12 protein-coding genes are annotated in these 22,364 nt (G+C 60.5%); 8 read left to right on the top strand and 4 right to left on the bottom strand.

Going from position 1 to position 22,364, the window contains the following annotated elements; all coding sequences use genetic code 11:
- Window positions 1-112: 112 nt before the first annotated feature.
- The 3 genes from HY011_01305 to HY011_01295 all read right to left on the bottom strand — a co-directional run bounded on the left by HY011_01305 (window position 113) and on the right by HY011_01295 (window position 3,802).
- Window positions 113-589, bottom strand: a complete 477-nt coding sequence (locus HY011_01305) for a hypothetical protein (protein MBI3421552.1) — start codon at window positions 587-589, stop codon at window positions 113-115.
- A 554-nt stretch (window positions 590-1,143) separates the two neighbouring features.
- A complete protein-coding gene (locus HY011_01300; GenBank protein MBI3421551.1) occupies window positions 1,144-2,184 on the bottom strand; it encodes a VOC family protein in 1,041 nt (346 codons plus the stop codon).
- A gap of 70 nt (window positions 2,185-2,254) precedes the next feature.
- A complete protein-coding gene (locus HY011_01295; protein ID MBI3421550.1) occupies window positions 2,255-3,802 on the bottom strand; it encodes a GMC family oxidoreductase in 1,548 nt (515 codons plus the stop codon).
- Between the two features lie 563 nt (window positions 3,803-4,365).
- On the opposite strand from HY011_01295, the gene HY011_01290 reads away from it, so the two are divergent.
- The 6 genes from HY011_01290 to HY011_01265 all read left to right on the top strand — a co-directional run bounded on the left by HY011_01290 (window position 4,366) and on the right by HY011_01265 (window position 11,240).
- Window positions 4,366-5,910 (top strand): response regulator, encoded by a 1,545-nt coding sequence (locus HY011_01290; protein MBI3421549.1) that lies wholly within the window; start codon window positions 4,366-4,368, stop codon window positions 5,908-5,910.
- Window positions 5,911-6,285: 375 nt separating this feature from the next.
- Complete coding sequence (locus HY011_01285) at window positions 6,286-7,161, top strand: GNAT family N-acetyltransferase (protein MBI3421548.1); 876 nt, start codon at window positions 6,286-6,288, stop codon at window positions 7,159-7,161.
- 121 nt (window positions 7,162-7,282) lie between these two features.
- Window positions 7,283-8,131, top strand: coding sequence for a 1-acyl-sn-glycerol-3-phosphate acyltransferase (locus tag HY011_01280; protein ID MBI3421547.1), 849 nt, complete (start codon window positions 7,283-7,285; stop codon window positions 8,129-8,131).
- Between the two features lie 55 nt (window positions 8,132-8,186).
- Entirely contained in the window at window positions 8,187-8,768 is a 582-nt protein-coding gene (locus tag HY011_01275) for a DinB family protein (protein MBI3421546.1), read from the top strand.
- Window positions 8,756-9,490, top strand: a complete 735-nt coding sequence (locus HY011_01270) for an NRDE family protein (GenBank protein ID MBI3421545.1) — start codon at window positions 8,756-8,758, stop codon at window positions 9,488-9,490. The genes HY011_01275 and HY011_01270 overlap by 13 nt, the downstream gene beginning before the upstream one ends.
- Window positions 9,459-11,240 (top strand): VTT domain-containing protein, encoded by a 1,782-nt coding sequence (locus HY011_01265; GenBank protein ID MBI3421544.1) that lies wholly within the window; start codon window positions 9,459-9,461, stop codon window positions 11,238-11,240. The genes HY011_01270 and HY011_01265 overlap by 32 nt, the downstream gene beginning before the upstream one ends.
- Window positions 11,241-11,313: 73 nt before the next feature.
- Here the strand turns inward: HY011_01265 and HY011_01260 are convergent, their stop codons facing one another.
- On the bottom strand, window positions 11,314-19,431 hold the full coding sequence (locus HY011_01260) for an ExeM/NucH family extracellular endonuclease (protein MBI3421543.1): 8,118 nt from the start codon (window positions 19,429-19,431) through the stop codon (window positions 11,314-11,316).
- 763 nt (window positions 19,432-20,194) lie between these two features.
- Here HY011_01260 and HY011_01255 point away from each other — a divergent pair.
- Together HY011_01255 and HY011_01250 are read left to right on the top strand one after the other, a co-directional pair.
- Window positions 20,195-20,500, top strand: coding sequence for an antibiotic biosynthesis monooxygenase (locus HY011_01255; GenBank protein ID MBI3421542.1), 306 nt, complete (start codon window positions 20,195-20,197; stop codon window positions 20,498-20,500).
- A gap of 30 nt (window positions 20,501-20,530) precedes the next feature.
- The gene (locus tag HY011_01250) at window positions 20,531-22,321 is read left to right on the top strand and encodes a hypothetical protein (protein MBI3421541.1); all 1,791 of its coding nucleotides are present in this window, start codon (window positions 20,531-20,533) and stop codon (window positions 22,319-22,321) included.
- The last annotated feature ends 43 nt before the right edge of the window (window positions 22,322-22,364 follow it).

Here is a 22,364-nt window from a genome sequence, read left to right as displayed (position 1 = left end):
TCTGTGTCACTGTGGCAAATCTTTGCGTAAGTCCTGAGGGGGACAAGATGTCATCATCCTGTCCCCCTTTATTTGTTTGTACCCGATTGGATGCGGCAGGTGCAGGCTCTACCTACAACAGCCGCCGCGCGGTGGGCAGCTTGTCGGCGGGTTGACAGTATTGGTTGACCAGGCGCAACAAGTCGGGGCGCGTGCAAGCCATCGCGCGAAAGCGCGGCAACACGCCCACGTAACTCAGGTCATTCGGCATACGGTTGGCATCCACCAGGACGGGAATTTCACGCGCCGCCGCGCGGATCGCCGCCAGGACTTGGGGCAACTGGGCGGCGGGCACGTCCAGCACCACCAAGTCATAATCGCGCTGCAAGAATTGACTGACATTGAGCGGATTGGCCTGCTCCGTGATTTCGCAAGCCTGTCCCAGCAAAGCTCTGCGCCAAGTACCCAAACGCTGGCTTTCATCGCTGACGATCAACAGCCGGAGAGGCTTTTCGGCGAATTGGCGCTGCGCCGGTTTGAATGGCCCGGCGGGTGGGATGTGCGCGCGATCGTAAGTGCCCGAATGTCTGAGCTGCACTGATGAATTCATAAATCTGTTTTCCCTCCGTGATCTTTTACCGTCTGTGTGCCGCTGCGTATAAGCTCCGGCGGCAGCGGATTATTCCCAACCGAGCGGTAAGAGCGGCGGAATTTCCGGGAAATCCTCCGCAATTCACACCACACCCGACTGGGCATTGCGTACAGTTGGTCGCACTGCAAATGGCGTGCACATCTTGCGGTGCGCCCGCGAGGATGCGCACCGCACCGCCGAAAAACGTTTTCTTGAAATCTAGTTACTGCTCAGCCTTCTTCGCCGCATAGCGGCGGCTGACTTTAGCCGTGGACTTTAGTCCACGGTACAAGCGGAAAGGTTCCCGCGTCGCGTCAGCGACGGCTGAGTCAGGCGTCGCTGACGCGACACGAAGGCATTACTGCGCCTACCGTGGGTTAAAACCCACGGCTAAATTCAAGCCGCCGCTACGCGGCGAAGAACAGGCTGAGTAGTTACAAAATCTATGAGAATTCTGGTGGGCAAACGATCAAAGGATTACCAAAGCGGCGGCCTGTGTTTGATGCGCTGCAATTGCAAGCAAGTGACAGGTATTAGCGTTCGATCAATTGCATAGCGTGGGCGTCAGGATCGCGCACGAGGAAGCTGCGCTGGAAGCCCAAAACAGGTGCAGGCAATTGAATCAGTCCGGCCGAGATCAGCCCATAGTGGCCCTCGCGCAACCGCACAAAAGCGCTTTCAAGCTCGCGCGTCACCAGTTTGGTCTGCCAGTGCAAGAGGTCATTGGCGCGCAGGTCTGCCGGCGCCGGACGGCCATCACGCGGGCTTAGGTATTCCAGAAATTCGATGCCCGGGCCATTGGCGGCGCGGACGGCGGTGATGCGCAGGCGTGCGCCAAAGACATTGTTCAAGCGCTCCTGTTCGCCGCCGTAATTCTCGCTTTCGCCTACCACCTGCAAGCCCAGAGTGTCGCGATAGAATTTCAAACTCGCCTCGGTGTCGCTCACCACGATGGCGGTGTGGTCAATGCCGAGGAAAAGCCTCTGACCTTCCTGGCCGGCGTCCGGTTGCGCCAATTGCCGCCATTTCGGCGCGCCCTTGCCCGCCGGGAATTGCAGGATTTCGAGCGCGTGCCCATCCGGGTCTTTGAAATAGAACGCCTGGATGCCGCCCGCGTTTTTGTTCCAATCGGGCAGTCGTTGCGGCCCGGTCGAAGCGTGTTCGACACGATTTTTTCTTAACCATTGATAGGCGCGCTCCATATCGCTGGTGATAATGGCGATGTGCTGAAACCAGCGGTCGTTGCTGCGCGCATCCGCCGGAATTGGGCGTCCGCGCGGGGCCAGGTATTCGGTCAGTTCAATTTGCTCGCCGCCCAGCCGCAAGCGCACGACGCGCATGCGCAAGCCAAAGACGCCTTGCAGATGTTCGTACTCGTCGCCCGTGACTTCGACATCCGAGACTTTCTCGAATGAGAGCACGCGCGTGAAAAAGTCGAGCGAACGCTCCATATCACTGACGGTGAACCCGGGCGCGTCCACGGCGGTGACGAGCGGTTGTTGCGCCCAGACCGTCGAAAGCAAAAGGCAAAAGGCAAAAGGCAAAAGGCAAAAATGGAAAACCCGCCTTTGCATCTCTTGCTGCCCTCCTGATTTTTGATTTTTGATTTTTGATTTTTGCCTTTTGATTTTCATACTGCCCTCCTCACTTCAAACGCTCCAACAAGTGATCGCCCACGCGCAACGCATTCGCCATGATCGTCAACGCCGGGTTGACCGCCGCGCTCGACGGGAAAAAGCTGCCATCCACGACGTACAGGTTATCCAATTCGTGCGCGCGGCAATGCGCGTTGAGCGCTGATGATTGTGGATCGTTGCCGAAACGGATCGTGCCGTTCTGGTGCGCGACGGCGGCCAGCGGCAGGCGGTCGCCGACAAAGGCGTTGAGCGGAATCAGGTGGTCGTCGCAATCGGCCTGCTTGACCAATTCCTTGACCTTGGCGTACAGCCGTTTGTGCCCTTCGAGATTGTTGGGCGTGTACGACAAAGTGATTTTGCCGTCTTTATTCAACGTGACGCGGTTGTTGGGATCGGGCAGGTCTTCGGAAGTCAGCCAGAAATCGAGCGAGTGTTTGGCGATGTAATCCAGCGTCAGATGCGGCGCAAAGGGCGGCGCGCCGGCGGCGAACATGTTGGCGTCGAATTTGCCGACGAACGAGATGTGCCCCATCGGGTAATCCCAATCTTTGTTGGCAAAATAGAAATCATTGATCCCCATCGTCTTTTGAAAGACGGTCGGATTGGGCGTGCGCGAGATCGCAAACAGCACCGAATTGTTATGGCCCATGTAATGCCGCCCGACCACGTCCGAACCATTCGCCAGCCCGTGCGGATGCCGGTCATTGGCCGAACGCAGCAACAATGCGGCGGAATTGATCGCGCCCGCCGAAACCACCACGACATCAGCGGAATATGTTTCAACGGCGTCACCGTGTTTGACGATGACTTTTGAAACCGTGTGGCCCGTGGCGTCTGTTTCCAGGCGCTCGACATAAGCATTGGTCAGCAGCGAAACGTTGGGATATTCAAGCGCGGCATCCACACAGACGACCTGGGCGTCGGCTTTGGCGTTGGTCACGCAGGCAAAGCCGTCGCAGGTGGCGCAGCGTATGCACTTGCTCTTGTTAGGCTGGCGTTCGTCTAGCATCACGCCAAGCGGGACGTGAAAGGGTTGGTGGCCCAGCCGCTGCAAATCTTCGACCAATTTTTGAATGCGCGGCTCGTGGCTGACCGCCGGATGCAAATAGGGCGCGCTGGCCCAAGGGTCGGTGGGGTCTTCGCCGCGCTGACCGTGCACGTGATAGAGATGTTCGGCCTGTGTGTAATACGGTTCCAACTCGGCGTAACTAATCGGCCAGGCGGGCGAGAGGCCGCCGTGATGTTTGATTTCGCCGAAGTCAGCCTCGCGCAAACGAAACAAGGCCGCGCCGTAGAATTTTGTGTTACCTCCGACGTAATAATTGGTATGCGGATGTAACTCTTTGCCGTTTTTATCTTGCCAGGTTTCAGGCGTGTTGTACTTGGCGTCTTTCACTACAGCGAGCGAGTTCCAATTATCTTTTTCGCGCGGCAAATAACCGCCACGTTCGAGTAACAAAATGCGCTTGCCCGAAGGAGCCAGTTTGTAGGCCAAGGTTCCGCCGCCGGCGCCCGTGCCGATAATAATGACATCGAAATGTTGTGCGTTGTTCATGGTGATTCCCTTGCGATTGTTTGCCACGAGTTACTGTCACAGGCGCACGTAGGACTTTTCCCGACAGCCGGTAGCAGCGCTGCCCGACAGCTTCCTGCTGTTTAATCCAATCGAGCGGCGGAAAAATTCCAGCCGCAATAGGAAAAATGGCGATGCGCGCAGGAAGGAGGGGTTTTTCTGTGCTTTTTTGCGAGAAACTTCTCGCCATCTCTGGGTTGCCTGCTTATAATGCGCAAGTCAGAGGTGGTGTGGTGCTGATGTTTGGTGTATCCCCGGTCGAGGCTGTAAAGTCTGGGCTGTGAAGCTGGGGCGATAAGGCTGCTGACTAGATCCGCTAACGCACTGAAGGCTCAGTTACCCTCCTGTAGCTGTCACGATACTGGTGACAGAAAAATGCTATTACAAATTCCGGTTAGAATTACGCGATCAGATACCCTAACGCTGGTATTACGTTAGTTAGCGCGCCACGCTGTTACTCGTTAATGCTAACAAGGTAGCTATTACTTGGCGATTAGAGCAGCTTTGCCTTCAAAGAAGTGTACCTGAAAAGAGGCCCTCACATTATGAAACAACAAGTAATGATTGCTGAACCCGATGAGAAGCTGGCCGGGATGTTGGCCGAGCAATTGCGCCGCGCGCGTCCCGAATTGGAAGTTCGCCATATCGCCGATTCATCCCGCCTGTTAGAACAAATGCAAGCGCAACCGCCCGATTTGCTGATCACGGATTTTCGTTTGCCGGGCCTATCCGGCGCCGACCTGTTGCCGAAAGTGCGCGATTTTGCGGCCCGGTTACCGGTGATTGTCATGGCTGCCGAATGCAAACCTGACGAACGGCGCGTCGCCTTGCGCTATGGCGTGAGCGGCTGGCTGGAAAAACCGTTCCGGTCTGAAGAGTTGCTGAGCACAGTAGCTTGGGCTTTGCGTGATGAAGTGCGCGCGCCCGATTGGCGCGAGCGGCTGGCCGAAAGCGCCTTTGCGCTCAAAGCCGTAGCCTCGGCCATGTCCGCCGCCGCCCACTTGAACAGCGCGCCGGAAGAGTACGCCTTTGATTTTTCTGCCACCGCGCCCGTCAGATATGCGGCAGACAGGCGGGTTGGGAATTTATCTTTGCAGCACCAGCCCGCCGCTGATGTGCTGCCGACCGCGCCGGACTGGAACGGCGCTGACGTGGCGATCATCCCGCTGAACGGGGCCTGTTCGGGCGCGGCGGCGGGTTCAATCCGTGTTGACGAACGGCGCGGCAACGAATTGGCTTTGTCAACCCTTGCCGCACCATTTGAAGTCGTCTCAGTGCGCGCCGAACCGCTGCAACTGGAGCCGCCTTTACCCGGCAGTCAGCCAGACAAAGAGATTGTCAGCCCGGCCTGGATGGCCAGTCTGCTGCTCGACGAACAGTTTTTAGAAACGCCGACACCACGCCTGGATTTAATGCAGCCTGGTGACCTTGGCCAGCACTGGATTTATCAGGCGGGCAAGTATTGTTTGAAAACTTCGCGGGCGCTTTGCTTTGACACGCCAGCGGCGGCGACGGCGTATTTGGAAACCTATTTGCAAGAGCACGCCGCCCTCGGCGAGATGTATCCCGATCACACGTTCTTTGTGTTGACGCCGGATGACCGCGGTCATTATTGGTTGTGGGCGATTGCTCCTTGGCTAGTCACGCTGGAAAGGGAATTGGCCGATGCCGTCAGCCAAAACGATGAAGTCGCCCTGGCCGCCGCCTTATGCAAATTCGCCGAAGCCGTGCAGCGCTCTTTGCAATTGGCCCTGCAAAAACACTTGCTGCTGGATGTGCGCCCGGCCAATTTCGCTTCGATGTATGCGGGCGGGCCACTGGTTTATGTAGCGGATGCGCTCGGTCATGGCACGTGCCTGCCGGACATCGGCAAAGCGCTGTTTGCCTGCGCCGCAGATTACGCCGCCTGGCCGCAAGCCTTGCACGTCTATCTGGATTTATTGGGTGTCGGCCTCAGCAACCGTTTCAATCGTGAGCAGGTGCGCCAATTGGATTTGCTCAAGGTCGTGCGCGCAGTCCACCTTGAAAGCGAAGCCATGCGGGCGGCGCAAGCGCAACTCATCGAACGCATTCAAAACTGCTTGGCCTAGATCACGACAATCCAGAGCGGGACATTCAAGCTCATTTGTGTGCGTCGCAACACGGTGTTCAGAGTTCCGCCTTTAGGCGGCGGCGCGCCGCAGGCGCGTCAATTGGCGCGGCGCGCCGCCGCCTAAAGGCGGAACTCTGAACACCGTAACGCCGTGCTTGCAGTTTCGGCCAGTGTGCCAATGTTGTGTGGCTCGATTTAGACCCCGGCAGTAGCGAATTTATGCGCGCTTCGACAACGCGGATAAACTCGTCACTATCAGGCTTCCCAACTTCCCCCAGCCAACCGTTTCAATTTCCCGCCACCAGCGGAATAAAACCAAACTGAACCGCGATTAAGCTGGCGAACCACGACGAGTGGTCGCAAGGAGGGGCTTATGTCGCTTTATTCCGCTGCCGCGCTGGTAGCCGTCGAATTCGATCAGATCGCGCCACCCAGTTGGCCACGCGCGACGCCGCCGCTGGCGTTGCAAACAGAACGTTATGCCTTGAGCCTGACGCAAACCGCCGCCGAATTGGATGCGGTGCTGCGGTTGCGCTTCGCCGTGTTCAATTTGGAAATGGGCGAAGGCTTGGCCGCTTCCTATCAAACCGGGCGCGATGAAGACGAATTTGATCGCCAATGCCAGCACTTGATTGTGCGCGACCGGCAGAACGGCGCGATTGTCGGCACCTATCGTTTGCAAACGAACGAAATGGCCGCCGCTGGCCGCGGGTTTTACTCCGCCACCGAATTTGACCTCACCCAATTGCCTGCGCGCGTCTTGGCGCAGTCGTTGGAACTGGGCCGCGCCTGCATTGCCCAGCAGCATCGGCACACCGAGGTCTTGCTGCTGTTGTGGCGTGGCATCGCGGCCTATTTGCAACACACGGGCAAGCAATATGTCTTCGGTTGCTGTTCGGTGACCAGCCAGGATGCGCGTGCGGCCTGGTCGCTGACACGGCAACTGGCGCAGGGCGGGCATCTCGACAAGGGGCTATTTGTCCCGCCGCAACCGGGCTTTGAGTGCGAGTTGGAAGAAGACGCGCTGACTGTGGGGCAAGGCGCAGCAGCGCCGGAAGCGCAGATGCCCAAACTCCTGCGCAGCTATCTGCGCTTCGGCGCGAAGGTGTGCGGGCCACCGGCCATTGATCGCGAGTTCAAGACGATTGATTTTTTTGTGCTGTTTGATGTGACAGTGCTGGACGGACGCGCGCAGCAGTTGTTGTTTGAGACGCCCGCAAGCCCACAAGCGAGGCACGATGAGGATTGAGCTTACAGAACAACGGGAACCAGCGCCTGGAGTTCAGGCTTTAGCCCGTGTGCGTGATCTCCAAGGCAGGCTAAAGCCTGAACTCCAGGCTTTTACCCGGCAGTTCGGTCGGAAGCTGCGTGTGGCAAGCAAGACGAGCCTGTTTCTGGCGCTGACGTTGGGTGGCGCGTTGCTCTGGCTGCTGGGCACAGCCGGTCTGGCCTTTTCAAAAACAGCGCGGCAGCGTTGGCGCGGCAGCGCCTTTCGCGCTTGGGCGAAAACGATGGTTTGGATTTTCGGCTTGAGACTGAACGTCGGCGGCTCGCCGCCCGCCGCGCCGTTTTTTTTGGTGGCCAATCACCTGAGCTACGTGGATGTCATCGTGCTGGCGGCGCAATTCGATTGCGTCTTCGTGGCCAAAAGCGAAATCGCCGCGTGGCCCCTGTTCGGCTGGCTGAGCCGCCAGATGAAGACGATCTTTATTGACCGCCAGCGCAAGCGTGATCTGTTGCGCGTCAATGCGCTGCTGGCCGACGCGTTGGCCGCCGGGCAAAACGTGGTGCTTTTCCCCGAAGGCACAACCACGGCGGGCACGACGGTCTTGCCCTTCAAGTCCGGGTTGCTGGAACCCGCCGTGCGCGCGGGCCGCCGCGTGGCCTACGCGAATTTGCGTTACCGCACCGCGCCTGACGAAACGCCGGCCTCCGCAGCGGTGTGCTGGTGGGGCGACATGGAATTTGTGCCGCACCTGCTCAAGCTGTTTGCGCTGCCGGCTTTCGAGGGGGATTTGGTGTTTGGCGCGGAATCATTGTCTGCGCCTGATCGCAAGCTGTTGGCGCGACGGTTGCACACAGCGGTTGCGCGCGCTTTGACTGAGGGTGCGGCAGCGCAGGCAACGTCAGCAGCAACGCCAACTGAAAAGCTTTCCGCCAACACTTGGTACGGAACAAAGATCAGGGGTTTGGTGGAGGGTTTCAGGTTTTCCCGCTAACACCACACAAGATTGACGAACCCGCGCACCAACGTTTGCGCGTTTGGGAGAAGGCATGATTTTCCGCAGCACAACTGAATCAGCAAGCACGACGGCAGTGCACGCTGCCCTGCTCGCCGCCAACTTGCAAGTCTTGCAACAAGGCCTGGACTTGCTCGCGCAAGTGGATGATGAGCAATACACGCTGACGGCGGGGTCGCTGTTTGCCTACGGCGTCGGCAGTCACTTGCGGCATTGCCTGGATTCATACGCCTGCTTTTTGCACGGCCTGCCGCGAGGCCGCGTTGATTATGACCAGCGTCAGCGCGATGAGTTGACGGCGCAGGATCGCCGCCACGCCAGCGCGCGCCTCGCGTGGACGATGGAGTCGTTGCGGGAAAGATTGGCGCAGGAGCCTCCTGACGAATTGCAGGTGCGGCAGGATAGCCCGCACTGGGCGTGGTCTTCCGTTACGCGCGAATTGCAATTTCTGCTGAGTCACACCGTGCATCATTACGCGCTGATGGCGCTGATCCTGCGTTTGCAGGGTTTCAATTCGGCGGCGGAATTCGGCGTCGCCCCTTCGACGCTACAGCATTGGCAACACGCTGAAGTCGCCAGCAGCCCAAACCAACAGGAGGCCGCATGTGCACGGTAAGCTGGACGCACACGGCAACCGGATATGAACTGTTTTGCAATCGCGACGAACGTCGCACACGCCCGCCCGCGTGGACGCCGCGCGTGCGCGAACGCCACGGCGTGCGCTTCAGCGCGCCGATTGACGGCGAAAGCGGCGGCACCTGGATTGGCATCAATCAATACGGCCTGACCTTGGCCTTGCTCAATCGTTACGACGTGCAGGCCGGGCCGCCGCGCGATGAATACTTGAGCCGGGGCTGGCTGTTGCTCGAATTGCTAGACAGCCTTGGGCCACAGCATGCGCAGGAACGTTTGCAGGCGCGGCGCTTGACCGCCTTTCAACCTTTCACGCTGGCGGCAGTTGCGGTGCAGGCAACAGCGCGGCTCTTTCAATGGGACGGTTGCCAATTGACGGTCGAGGACAACGCCGAAGCACACTTGCCGTTGACCTCTTCTTCGTTTGCGACAGCGCGGGTAATCGCCGAACGCCGCGCCCAATTCGCGCAATCGGTTTCCAGTGCGGCTGAACGCGGCGTCGCGCTCGCCGCTTATCATCAGAGCCACACGCCCGCGCCGGGCGCGTTTTCGGTTTGCATGCACCGCGACAACGCCCAGACGGTCAGCTATTCGCACATCCAAGTCGCCGCGCAACAGATTACATTCAATTACTTTCCGCAAGCGCCCTGCGCTGCCGCCGGAGCCGCACCCTATGCAACTCGTTTGGAACTCACCCTGGCGTAATGCGCGCGGCTGGCTGGTGGCTGGCGCACTGTTGTGCCTGCTGCTGGTTGGTACAGCAGGCTGCCAGCCTGCTGCGGGCTTGGCGCAAAGTTTATTGAAAGTTGTTGCGTCCTGGCGCGCAGCCGCAGCAGGCTGGCAGCCTGCTGTACATTTCGTGTCCCTCGCTGCCGCGACGTTGGTGAGCGAAGACCTGACGACGATCAACGCGGGCGTCTTGATTGCGCAAGGGCGCCTCAGCGCGCCGTTGGGTTTACTCGCCTGTTTTTTCGGCATCTTCATTGGCGACGTGCTGCTGTTTCTGGCGGGCCGTTATTTGGGGCGCGCCGTGTTGCAGCGCGCGCCGTTGAAATGGTTGCTGACGCCTGCCGCCGTCGAACGCAGTTCCGCTTGGCTGCAACAACGCGGCCTGGCGGTGATTGCCAGCAGCCGCTTCGTGCCGGGTATGCGTTTGCCGACGTATTTTGCGGCGGGCGTGTTGCAAACCGACTTCCGCTGGTTCGCCACGTATTTTTTCATCGCCTGCGCGGTCTGGACGCCGCTCTTGCTGGGCGCGGCGGTTTGGTTGGGCGGCGCGGCCAGCGCGGGATTGTTGGCACGCGGGCGCGAACAATGGTGGTTGACGCTGCTGATCGGGTTGGCGCTGTTTGCCTTGTTGAAGCTGAGTATGCGGCTGACGACGTGGCGCGGGCGGCGCGCGTTGGTTGGTTGGTGGCGGCGCTGGTCGCGCTGGGAATTCTGGCCGCCCTATCTTTTCTATCCGCCGGTGTTGCTCTATGTGATTTGGCTGGCCGTGCGGCAGCGCAGCCTGACGCTCTTCACCGCCGTCAATCCGGCGATCCCGGCCAGCGGCTTTGTCGGCGAATCGAAAGCCGCGATCCTGGACGGCTTGCGCGACGCCGGCGAATTTGTGGCGCGCTATGAACTGTTGCCAGCGGATGTCGGGTTGGCGGAACGGCACGCCCGCGCGCAGGGTTTTATGCAACGTCACGGCTTGGCCTATCCCGTCGTGCTCAAGCCGGATGTCGGCCAACGCGGCAGCGGCGTGCGGGTCGTGCGTTCGGATGAAGCGCTGCTGGCGTATCTGCGCGCCGCCAACGAAGCCGTCATCATCCAGGAATACATCGCGGGCGAGGAGTTCGGCGTGTTTTACTACCGGCTTCCGAGTGAAACACAGGGGCGCATTTTTTCGATCACGCACAAAACCTTTCCAGTCCTGGTCGGCGATGGTCAACAGACGGTTGAGGAACTGATCTTGAACGATGAGCGCGCGGTGGCACTGGCGCAATTTTATTGCGCGCAACACCCCGACAAACTCAAGACGATCTTGCCGCCGGGCGCACGGTTGCAACTGGTCGAACTGGGCACGCATTGCCGGGGCGCGATCTTTCTGGATGGCGCGCGCTTCAACACCCCCGCGCTGGCGGCGGCGCTTGAGCGCTTGAGCCAGCGTTATGAGGGCTTTCAATTTGGCCGTTACGATTTGCGCGCGGCGTCATTGGAAGCCTTCGCGCGCGGCGCGGATTTCAAGGTGCTGGAACTCAACGGCGTGACTGCCGAGGCGACGCACATTTACGATCCGCAACACAGCTTGCTGACGGCCTATCGCACGCTTTTCGCGCAATGGCGCATCGCCTTTGAAATCGGCGCACAGCAACGGGCGCGCGGCGTGGTGTTAACACCGGCGGCAGAGTTGTTGCGGCTGTGTTATCGAGAAAGCTTTGGTCGGCGGCAGCGGGTGATGCCCTACTAGAAAGTTGCGTTTACAAATTCAGCCACAGAGGCACAGAGACACAGAGCCGGAGTACAAGGATTGGCGGGATTTCTCAAAAAATACTCTGTGCCTCTGTGCCTCTGTGCCTCTGTGGCTGATTTGAAGTCTTCACTGAATTGCAACTTTTTATCAGGACACTACTCGGCGCTGAGCTTGGTTGACAGGCGGGACGCGTTGCCAGTGCGTCCCGCCTGTGTGGCGCCTGCTTAGCGGGGCTTGCCGGGCAGGGTGTCGCCCGGCTGGCCTTGACGGCGCCGTCCTTGCTGGCTTGGATGTACCAGGTCTGTTCGCTGGCGCGCCAGACGGCGAGGTCGGCTTGGCCGTCGCCGTCGTAATCGGCGGGCGCGGCTTGGTCGAGGTAGGGCGCGTAGCCGGCGCCCCACTCCGCGATACGGTAGCGGTTCGACTTGCTTTGCCAGATGTACCAGGCGCCCGTCGCGCCGCGCCAGACGGCGAGGTCGGTTTTGCCGTCGCCGTCGTAATCCGCCGCCACGGGCACATCCGAACTCAGGCCCCATTGCTTGATGATGAATTGGCCGTCGCTGCTGCGCTTCACCAGCCAGGTGCCGTTGGCGCGCCGGAAAACGGCCAGGTCGGTTTTGCCGTCGCCGTCGTAATCGCCCGGCACGGGCACATCGAGATAGGGCGCCGCGCCCGCGCCCCAGGTGGTGACTTCAAACCGTTCATCCGAACTGCGCCAGATGTACCAGTTGCCTTCGCTGGGCCGAAAGACGGCCAGGTCGGTTTTGCCGTCGCCGTCGTAATCGCCCGGCACGGGCACGTCGCTGGCGACCCCAAACGCTTTGATGAGGAAGCCGCCATCGCTGCTGCGTTTGACGAACCACGTCCCGCTGCTCGGTCTGAACACGGCCAGATCGCTCTGGCCGTCGCCGTCGTAATCGCCCAGCAAAGCCAGGTCGCCCGCCATGCCCCAATTGGACGTGAAGCTTTGCTGCGTGCTGCTACGCAGAATGTTCCAGCGGCCCGTGCTGGCCGACCACAAGGCCGCATCGCTCTGGCCGTCGCCATCGTAATCGGCTACTTGCGCAAACGCCGCCATGTTCGCCGTGATGAGCACGCTGTAACTCTGGCTGCCCGTGCACGCGCCCTGCGTCGCCGTGATCGTGAAGTTGTATGTCCCCGGCGTCGTCGGATAGCCAAACAGCAGCGCCGCCGCGTTGTAAAACGTCACGCCCGGCGGCAACGTCCCCGCCGCTGTGTAGCTGTAACTGCCACTCGGCGAGGCCGCGACAGTATTGTTGTAAAGCTGCCCGACCGCCCCATTCGGCAAGCTCCCCGGCAAGGTGATCGTCGGACAACCGCCGCTGCCAACGACCACCGTGTACGACCTGCTGCCTGCGCAGGCGCCGAAGCCGGTCGCCGTGATGGTGAACGTGAACGAACCGTTGGTGGTCGGTGTCCCGCTCAAACTGCCCGTCGCCGGATTCAAATTCAAGCCGCCCGGCAGTGCGCCGCTCGTCAGCGCAAACGTGTAATTGCCGCCCGCCGGACTCGCCGCGAGCGTTTGACTGTAGGCCGTGCCCACCGTGCCATTTGGCAGACTGGCCGGTGACAAGGTCACCGGCGGGCAGTTGATTGCCAGCGTGTAAGCTTGCGTCGCGCTGCACCCGCCCGCCGTCTGCGCCTTGACCGTAAAAGTATACGTCCCCGTCACCGTCGGCAGCCCGCTGATGACGCCGGTCACAGCATTCAGCGGCAAGCCCGCCGGCAAATTGCCCGTCACCAGCGTGAACGTATAACTGCCCGCCGGCGACACGCTGAGCGTTTGCGCATAAGCCACCCCCGCCAGCCCCGCCGGCAGCGGCGAACTCGTCGTGAACGCAATCCCCGCACAGCCAATCACCACCGTGTAACTCTGCGCGCCACTGCAACCACCCGCGCTGGCCGTGATGGTGAAGCTGAACGAACCCGTCGTCGTCGGCGTCCCCGTAAGCGCGCCTGTAGCGGCATTCAGCGTCACGCCCGCCGGCAACGCCCCCGAAGACACCGCGTAGCTATAACTCCCCGCCGGCGCCGCACTCACCGTCTGGCTATAACCCGTCCCCACCGTCCCGCCTGGCAAACTGCTCGGACTGAGCGTAATGGCCGGGCACAGCACCACGAGCGTGTAATCGCGGAAGCCCGTGCAACCGCCAAAGCCCGTCGCCGTCACGCGGAAATTGAACGTCCCGCCTTGCGTCGGCGCGCCGCTGAAGCTCCCATTCGCATTGAGCGTCAGCCCCGTAGGCAACACCCCGCTCGTCACCGCGAACGTGTAGCTGCCCGCCGGACTGGCCGTAATGGTTTGCGCATACGCCGTGTTGATCGTGGCATTGGGCAAGCTGGCCGGATTCAAGCTGGTGGCCGGGCAGACAATGACCACCGTGTAGCTCTGGCTGTTCTGACAGCCATACGCATCCGTCGCCAGTAGTGTGAAGCTGAACGTGCCGAGTTGCGTCGGCGTCCCTGTCAGCCCATTGCCGTTGATTGTCACGCCCGGCGGCAAGGCGCCCGCCGTGACGCTCAAGGTGTATGGCGCGGTGCCGCCGCTGGCCATGTTGCCTGACGTATACGCCACACCCGCCGCGCCGCCGGGTAAACCCGCCAGCGCGATAGCTGCGCATTGGACTTCAACCGCGCCAATGTCCGCAGCGTTGCCGCCCGCCGCGTTGGCGACGCCGGGAATATCAAAGGGCCGCGCTTGGCCGCGTTGATCGGTCGTGACGCCCGCGTTGCCTTTGTCAATGGCCGGGCTGCCGGGCAAAGGCACCTGCGTTGGCGTCGGGCCGCCATTGTTGGCGAGCGAGCCGAGCAGCGCCGCAACGCCGGTCAGGTTGTGCGTCGTCGTGCCGGTGAGCGTCGCTCCGCTGGTATTGCCAATCAGATTGTAGTCTTGCGAATTGGCTACACCGGCAATGTCTGTGCCCGCCGGCGCGGTATTGCCCGCCACCAACGTGTTTTTGAAATTGAGCGTGCCGGCGGTCTGGTTGATGCCGCCGCCGCTCGCGCTCGCCGTGTTGTTGGCGATGGTGACGTTGAGCAGATTCATCGTCACGTTGGGATCGTCCAGGCCGATGCCGCCGCCGGTCGCCGTCGCCACGTTGCCGGAGATCGTCGTGTTCGTCAGGTTGATGGTGATGGTGATGGTGGGCGGCACCGTGCCGGAAGAAACGCCGCCGCCTTTGTTCGCGGTGTTGCCGTTCAGCGTGCAGCCCGTCAGTGTGAGTTGGCCGTTCAGCGTGGCATAGACCGCGCCGCCTTCGCCGTCGGTCTGATTGCCGGTCAGCGCGCAATTGGTAAGCGTCAGGTTGCCGCTGCTGAAAACCCCGCCGCCATCCACGCCCGTGACGTTCCCGTTGCTGATGGACAGCCCGCTCAGCGCGACCGTCTTGCCGCTGTTGATGCTGAAAATGCGGAACAGCGCGGCCGCATTCCGATGCACGTCGAGTTGATCCGCGCCCGGCCCGCTGATGGTCAGATTGGGATGATTCAGGTTGGGGAGCGCCGTCGCCAAATTGATCGTCCCGGTCACGCTGAAGTCAATCGTCAACGGCGAGCAAGCCGTAATCGCATTGGCTTCCATAAGCGCCGCGCGCAAGGTGCATTTGCCGGTGCCGTCATTACACACTCGGTCGCCGGGATTGTTATCCGGGGTGTCTCCGAGATCGTTGACGGTCAGGGTACTTGGGCAAGCTAATAAAATGGTATCCGTGTCGGTCGCACTGTTGTTGCCAGGCGTTGGGTCTGTCACGCCGCCCGGCGCTGTCACCGTCGCGGTGTTTGACAATGTGCCAGTGGCCGCCGCCGAAATTGTGCAGCTTGCCGTGTACGTGACCGAGGCGCCCGTCGGCAGATTGACCATGTTATTGATGTTGCCGGAACCGCTGGCGGTGCAAGTGCCGCCGCCCGCGCCCACGCACGTCCAGGTGCAGGTCAGCGACGCCGGGAAAGTATCTGCGACAGTCGCGCCGGTCGCATTGCTCGGCCCCGCATTTGACGCCGTGATCGTGTAGGTCGCCGAACCGCCCGGCGTGACGGTCGTCACGCCGTCCGTCTTGGTGATGCCCAGGTTCGCCGATGCCGAAAGCGTGTCGCTGTCGGTGGCACTGTTGTTGCCGGGCGTGGGATCAGTCACGCCGCCCGGCGCGGCGACCGTGGCCGTGTTGCTCAACGTGCCGGTGGCATTTGCCGCGATCGAACAACTCGCGGTGTAAGTGACTGAACCTCCGCTCGGCAGATTCACCGAATTGTTGATGTTGCCCGAACCGCTAGCCGTGCACGTGCCGCCACCCGCGCCCACACACGTCCAGGTGCAAGTCAGCGCAGCCGGGAAGGTGTCCGCCACCGTCGCACCCGGCGCATTGCTTGGCCCGGCGTTCGAGGCCGTAATAGTGTATGTCACCGAACCGCCGGGCGTCGCTGTCGTTACGCCATCAGTTTTGGTGATGGCGAGATCGGCTTGCGGCGCGAGCGTGTCGCTGTCGGTGGCACTGTTGTTGCCGGGCGTGGGATCGCTCACGCCGCCCGGCGCGGCCACTGTGGCCGTGTTGCTCAACGTGCCGGTGGCATTTGCCGCGATGGAACAACTCGCGGTGTAAGTGACTGAACCTCCGCTCGGCAGATTCACCGAATTGTTGATGTTGCCCGAACCGCTAGCCGTGCACGTGCCGCCACCCGCGCCCACGCACGTCCAGGTGCAAGTCAGCGCAGCGGGGAAGGTATCGGCTACCGTCGCGCCCGTAACCGGGTCAGGCCCGGCATTCGAGGCTGTGATGGTGTATGTCACCGAACCACCCGGCGTCGCCGTCGTTACGCCGTCGGTTTTGGTGATCGCGAGATCGGCGACTTGGAAGAGTCCGACCAGCACGGGATCGTGATCGGAAGCGCGATAGGGCGTGGCTGGCTGGAAAACGACGCGCGGCGGCACCAGGGCCGAGCCATCGGGTTTCTCTTCAAACGTAGATTCGCCGGGTGAGTCCCTGACCTCATCGTTGTAATCGAAGAGGTCTGATTCATCGGCGTTGATGTGCCAGGCGCCGACGCCCGTGATTTTGGCGAACAGGCTGCTGCTGGCAAAGGCGTAATCCAAATGCCCAAGCTGGCCGTCGAACAAATACGAGTAGGCGTTCGCGCCGAGCAGGGCGGTTTCCAGATCGGTAAAGCCGCCGCTGGTCAACGTCGTGACCGGCTGTTCTTGCGCATAGGAATTGAAATCGCCGAGCAGTAACACATCAGGGTCGCCCGCCGCTGGCACCACGGTGCTGCTGATCCAGGTGAGCAACCGCGTGGCTTGGGCGGTGCGCGTGGCATTGAAAGCGCCCGCGCCATCGCCCGCATCGGCGTCGCCGCCAGTGCCGGTTCCGCCCTTCGATTTGAAGTGATTGGCGACCACGGTGAAGCGTTCGCCAAACGCCGGGTTGGCCGCATCCACGACATCAAAGGGCTGGGCCGTCGGGGGCCGGTTGTGGATTGGGTCTAGGTCAACCAGCGGTGCGCCGACCGGCGACACAATGCCCGTTCGATAAATCAGATTGCTGCGGATGGCGTCCGTGCCCAGCGTCCCGCCGGTATTCACGAAAGCGTAAGGATGCGCCCCGCCGCAACGCGTATTGACCGCGCCCAGCAGGTCGGTGATCGTCGCGCTGGGCGTCGTGTTTTCCATTTCCATCAAGGCGTATACATCGGCGTTGAGCGTACAGATCACAATCGAAGCGCGTTCACGCTGACGATTGAGTTCGGCCACGCTATCCGCGCCGCGACAATCCAGGGTACCGCTTGGGCCGCACGGCCCCGTGCTATTGCTTGAAGTTGTATCAATCGTGGTGAAGTAGTTGAGCATATTCATGCCCACCGCTTTGATTGCGCCGCCCACCGCCGGCGGCGTGGCCGGGCGCGGATTGGTGACGGTGAACGTGACCGGATGTGCAGTGGTCGGGCGGATGCGCCAGGCATCCACCGAACCGGTGCCGGCAAAAGACCAATGCAACACGCCCGTCAACCCGTTGACCAAATCGCCGCCCCGGAAAAAGTCTACGCCCTGCGTGCCGACAGAAAAGCCGCCGTTGGCGCGCGGATGAAAAACGAACTGGCTGCCGTTCGGCAAACTGAGCGGCGCGTTTTGCACGTTGTTGTCGTCGTCCAGAATCACTTTGCGCCGCGCGAGGCCATCCAGGTGCGCCGTATAACCGGCCACGCTCGGCGGCGACATTTCGGTGAACTGGCGCGGCCTGCCGCCCTGATACAATTCAATCTGGCCGAACTGGAAGAGGTCGTTGTATTCCGAGACCGTGAGCGTATCCACAAACGTCACGAGCATCCCTTCGCGCGCTTCATAAAACGCATTAACGTCGCCAGCGATGGGCAGGGAAACCGGCGCAGGCGTTACTTCGGCCAGATGATTGGCCGCCTCGGTGACGACGACCGAACCCGCCGTGCTGGCCGTGATCTCGGTCATGTTGTTGAACTCTGATACCGCCCCCGTCGCCTTCACACGCTGCCCCTCGGCCACCGCCGTCGGGCAAGTGTTGCAGAAGATAAAAATGCCCTCCGAGGTCGCCGGATCGGCATCGGCATCGGCGTCCTCTTCCTGCAAAAAGAAGCCTTTCAACTGGCTCGCGCCCTGGAACGTGGCGACGACGACGCCTTCGACAGACACGGTGGCGCCGGGGATGGGCGTGGCCGAGCCATTCCCCTGCACATCGTGAATTTTCGTAATGTCGTCGTTGACGATGGTGCCCTGACCCTGCGTGTCGGTGCCGATGGCATTGGTGATGTTGGTGACGTTGACGAAAAACGTCTCGTCGAGTTCGGACGTCGTGTCGCCATTTACCAGCACGGTAAAGGTAAAGGTCGAACTGCCCGCCGGAATCATTTGGCCGGTGGGCAGCAGGGCCGTGTAATCGCCCGGCGCCAGCGCCGTGCCATCCGCTGTCGCAATGTCGAAGGTCACGCCACCGGCGGGCGCGGGGGCCGAAAGACTCACGGTAAAGGTAAAGCTCGTCGTGCCCGCGTTGCCCTCATTCAAAGAAACATCGTTGATCGTCAGGTTGGGCGCGGCGTCGTCGTTGACAATCGTGCCCTGCCCCTGGCCGTCGGTCACGGTTGCGCCGGTGGCGTTGGTGACGTTGACGAAGAAGGTTTCATTCGTTTCCGGCGTCGTATCGCCGTTGACCAGCACGGTGAATGAGTAAGTCGAACTGCCCGCCGGTATCGTCTGGCTGGTGAGCGTTTTCTGGGTGTAGTCGCTAGGTTGCGTCGCCGTGTTGTCGGCGGTCGCAATGTCAAAGGTCACGCCGCCCGCGCCCGCCGGCGTCGAAAGACTGACGGTGAAGGTAAAGCTGGTCGTGCCCGCGTTGCCTTCATTCAGCGAAACGTCATTGATCGTCAGGTTCGGCTGGACGACTGCGGCATTCGGCGTGAGCGAGAAATCATCCACCGCCAGACCATCATCCGCGCCGGTGGCATCCACATCCGTCCAGCGAATCCAGAACGTCGCGCCGTTCGGAATGCTCAAGCTGGAAATCAATGAACTAAGCGCCGTGCGGTTCGCCGCAGCATTGCCGTTTGTCGCGCCGACGGTCGTCGTAAACGGTGTGATGAAGTTGAGCGCGGCAACATTCGTCCAAGTGCCGGTCACCAGATCGGTGGCATTCAGGCTGTACTCAAAATTGAGCGCGTCTGTCCGCGCCGCCGTCCCCAAGCGCCACTGTTCGCCGATGTAGGCCACATTCAGCGATGCAATGGTGGCGCCGGTGTTGTTGGTAAAACACGCCCCAAAGTTCGGGATCAGCGTGCCGCTGCGCAAACCGCCCAAGGCACGGTCGGTCGCCGCTGCCGCACCGTAGCTGTAGGTGTCGCCGGTAGTGCTGCTCCCAGTGTCCACGGCATATTGTTCGTTATCGCGCGCGCCGCCGCCCGTCTCCGTCATAAACCAGCCGGGGATCGTCAGATTATTCGTCGTGCTCCCGGCGGTGTTTGAGAGCGTGTCGAAATTTTGTGTGGAAGCAGAGCCGAGGGTCGTCAAGGATACGCACTGCGCGCTGGCGACGCCCGTGCACACGGCCAGCACAAGGGCGCAAAACAGTGCGCAACGAAGGCGCTTGCTGCCTGGCATCAGTCCCGTCATGTGCAAAGTTAAATTCGATTTCTTTTGTTCTGCTTTGTGATTCATCTTTGACTCCCGTCTTTCAATTCAGATCTGGGTAATGGTTTTAGCTTATCGGGTTCACCAAGGTTCAGGTGGTTGCCTTCAATTGATTCAATTGGCGAGTCAGCGCCTGGGTGATTGAAGTATTGGCCCAGGCTGAGCATCAGCCGTATTGCTGAGGGTCAACTCTGCCGCTTGGGCGTCCTGTTGCATTCTGCCAAGTGGCAACAACAACGGCGCACACGGTAACCCCATCCCAATGAGAGAGATGGTGTTGATCAAGCGCGGGCGCGCTGAAAGAAACTGAATCTGCATCTTGGCTCCTTGCGAAAGTGAATAGAAGCGATTGCATGCCACGCGATGCCGCCATTATGTGGTACCAGCAAAGAATTTCTGGGCAATGATTGCCGTCACAGTCAGTGAATAAAATGACGTCTTCAGTTTAGGACTCGGACGTAAACCAATACTGCATTGGATTGCCAGTAGGGAAGGACAGCATTGGTGATGGACAGTCTATTTTTTCATTCAAAACACTGTCAATGAGTTGCCTGTATATTTCTTGAGAATTGAAGCAGATTTAGCATTGCCCCCTCGGATTCGTGTGTTTGCGCAGCAGGCGATTAAAACTGCGCCGCCTTTTTTCACCCCGCGCTACCGCGCGCCACCGCTCGGTTGACTCGCGCCAGCCGGTCATTGATGATGCGCGCTGGTCGTTTCATCGCATCCGGCCACCTTTCCAACCATCACAACAAAGGCATTACAAAGGCACTACAGAGGAATCTAGCGCATGGAAAAAGTCACTGTCTTGGCGTACTTCGAGGCCAAACCCGGCATGGAAGAGCAGTTGTTGGCCGCGATCCCGGCGGTCGTGGCGGCGACGCGGCAAGAGGCCGCGTGCCTCAACTACGACTTTCACCGCTCAACCGAAGAGCCGCACAAATTCATGTTTTATGAAAACTGGACGAACCTGGCCGGCTTGGAAGAGCACGGGCGTTCAGCCCACATTCAAACCTTCCGCGCCGCCATTAAAGATTTGCTGGTCAAGCCGGTCGAACTCAGGCTTTATCGCATGGTCACGGAACCGGCGAGCTAGACGGGTAGGCACCGCTTCCAGCATGCAGGCTTGGGCCTGAATTTCGCACACGCCGCCGCGACAAGCTGGTACAATCGCCACGTGAATTTCCCCTTCCAAGCTCAATCAAATCCTCTGCGCGACTGCCGTCAATTCGTATTGGCGGCGTGTTGGCTCGTGCTGGCGCTGTGCGCGCAGGCGCGTTATGTGCGGGCCGAGCAGGTGGCCCAGTTTTTCAGCCGCCAGCACTACCTGATTGAAATCAGTCTGGATTATCGCGCCGCCACCTTCAGCGGGCGCGAAGTCGTGCGCTTCGTCAATGCCACGCGCGAGGAATTGGAGAGCGTCAGCTTCGCCTTGTATCCGAACAGCGGGGTGACCGATCGCGAAGCGCCTTGGCTGACCGTGCAAAACGTCAAGCAGGGCAGCCGCGAATTGCGCTTCAGCGCGCGCGCGCGCGGCGGCTGGATTCGCGTTGAATTGCCCAAGAAACTGCTGCCCGATCAAACGCTGGAATTGACGCTCAACTTTTCCGCCCGGCTGCCGCGCGTGCAAAAAGAAGAGGCCGGTCTCTATGCCCACTTCCTGCAAGAACTGAGCGACGCGGTCAGCGAAGAGCGCCAGGCCGTGGACACGCGCGATGTGTTTTTGGCGGGCGACGACGTGATCTTGCTGGGCTATTTCTTCCCGATGCTGATTGCCAATCAGATGCAGGTGGGCGAATTGGGTTTGGTCGCGGGCGCGAGCGGCGCGGTGTTTAGCGAAACCGCCGATTACGAAGTCTCAATCAATACTGACGAAAATTTGCAGGTCTTTGCTTCAGGCGTGAGCGCCGAATCCACTTCAACCAAGCTGCTCAACCTGCTCAAAATCTCTTATCGCTGGCATACTTTTCGCGCTGAGAAACTGCGCGGCTTCGTGCTGATCGTCAGCGAAAATCTGAAGGCGGCGGAAAAGCGCGTCGGCGAGACGCGCGTCGTCTCGTATTACCGTGAAGCCGACGAGCGCCTCGGCAAACGCCTGCTTGAGATGGCCGTGCGCGCCCTCGAAATTTATGAGGCCGCTTTTGGCCATTATCCTTATCCGCAACTGCAAATCGTCGAAGCGCCCCTGCCGCCCGGTTACAGCGGCGTGGATTTGCCGGGCACGGTTGCGCTGGCGCAAGCCTATTACATTGACTTCGAGTCAACCCAGGCTACGCGCTTGCCGGGGCTGTTGCGCGAACAGGGCGACGTGATTCGCGCGGCGCTCGAATTCACGCTGGCCCACGGCGTCGCCCAACAATGGTGGGGTGGCGCGATTTGCAGCGACCCGCAACGCGCGCCCTACGTCGAAGAAGCCTTGTCGGCTTATTCCGCCGCCTATTATCACGAAGCCGCGTATGGCGCGGCGCTGGGCAAGCTGATCATTGACCAGCAATTGCGCGGGGCTTATCACCTGTATCGTTTGGTGGGCGGCGGCGATTTGGAAGTCGAGAAACAGGCCAAGGAGTTTCACAGCGCCTTGCAGTATTCGGCCATCGTGCAAGCCAAAGGCGCGTTGTGGCTGGCGGCCTTGCGGCAGGAATTGGGCGACCAGCGCTTTTTCAATGCGCTGCGGTCGTATTACGCGGCCTATCAATTTCAAATCGTGCCCGCTGAAAATCTGAAGTTTGCCTTTCTCGCAGCGGCGGAAGACCCCCGGCCCGTGCGCGCCCTTTACCAACGCTGGTTGCGCGAGAAACACGGCGACGAAGACATCGGCTTGCCTGATATGGCCGCCTTTGCCCAGCCCACTTCAAAGATGCGTTCGCTCGGACGCCTGTTGATGCGCATTGGCCGCACTGCTGCGCGGCCTTTCTAAAGTAACGGTACCGCGCGCGTCAGCAAGCGGTGCGTCAAATGGC

Source organism: Acidobacteriota bacterium (assembly GCA_016196035.1).
Classification (GTDB): Bacteria; Acidobacteriota; Blastocatellia; order RBC074; family RBC074; genus JACPYM01.
This window is presented reverse-complemented; position numbering and strand designations above follow the sequence as displayed.

What these genes read in the sequence shown, in the direction of transcription:
- HY011_01305 (MBI3421552.1), bottom strand. Translation starts at nt 589, where the DNA reads ATGAATTCATCAGTGCAGCTCAGACATTCGGGCACTTACGATCGCGCG.
- HY011_01300 (MBI3421551.1), bottom strand. Translation starts at nt 2,184, where the DNA reads ATGCAAAGGCGGGTTTTCCATTTTTGCCTTTTGCCTTTTGCCTTTTGC.
- HY011_01295 (MBI3421550.1), bottom strand. Translation starts at nt 3,802, where the DNA reads ATGAACAACGCACAACATTTCGATGTCATTATTATCGGCACGGGCGCC.
- HY011_01290 (MBI3421549.1), top strand. Translation starts at nt 4,366, where the DNA reads ATGAAACAACAAGTAATGATTGCTGAACCCGATGAGAAGCTGGCCGGG.
- HY011_01285 (MBI3421548.1), top strand. Translation starts at nt 6,286, where the DNA reads ATGTCGCTTTATTCCGCTGCCGCGCTGGTAGCCGTCGAATTCGATCAG.
- HY011_01275 (MBI3421546.1), top strand. Translation starts at nt 8,187, where the DNA reads ATGATTTTCCGCAGCACAACTGAATCAGCAAGCACGACGGCAGTGCAC.
- HY011_01270 (MBI3421545.1), top strand. Translation starts at nt 8,756, where the DNA reads ATGTGCACGGTAAGCTGGACGCACACGGCAACCGGATATGAACTGTTT.
- HY011_01265 (MBI3421544.1), top strand. Translation starts at nt 9,459, where the DNA reads ATGCAACTCGTTTGGAACTCACCCTGGCGTAATGCGCGCGGCTGGCTG.
- HY011_01260 (MBI3421543.1), bottom strand. Translation starts at nt 19,431, where the DNA reads ATGAATCACAAAGCAGAACAAAAGAAATCGAATTTAACTTTGCACATG.
- HY011_01255 (MBI3421542.1), top strand. Translation starts at nt 20,195, where the DNA reads ATGGAAAAAGTCACTGTCTTGGCGTACTTCGAGGCCAAACCCGGCATG.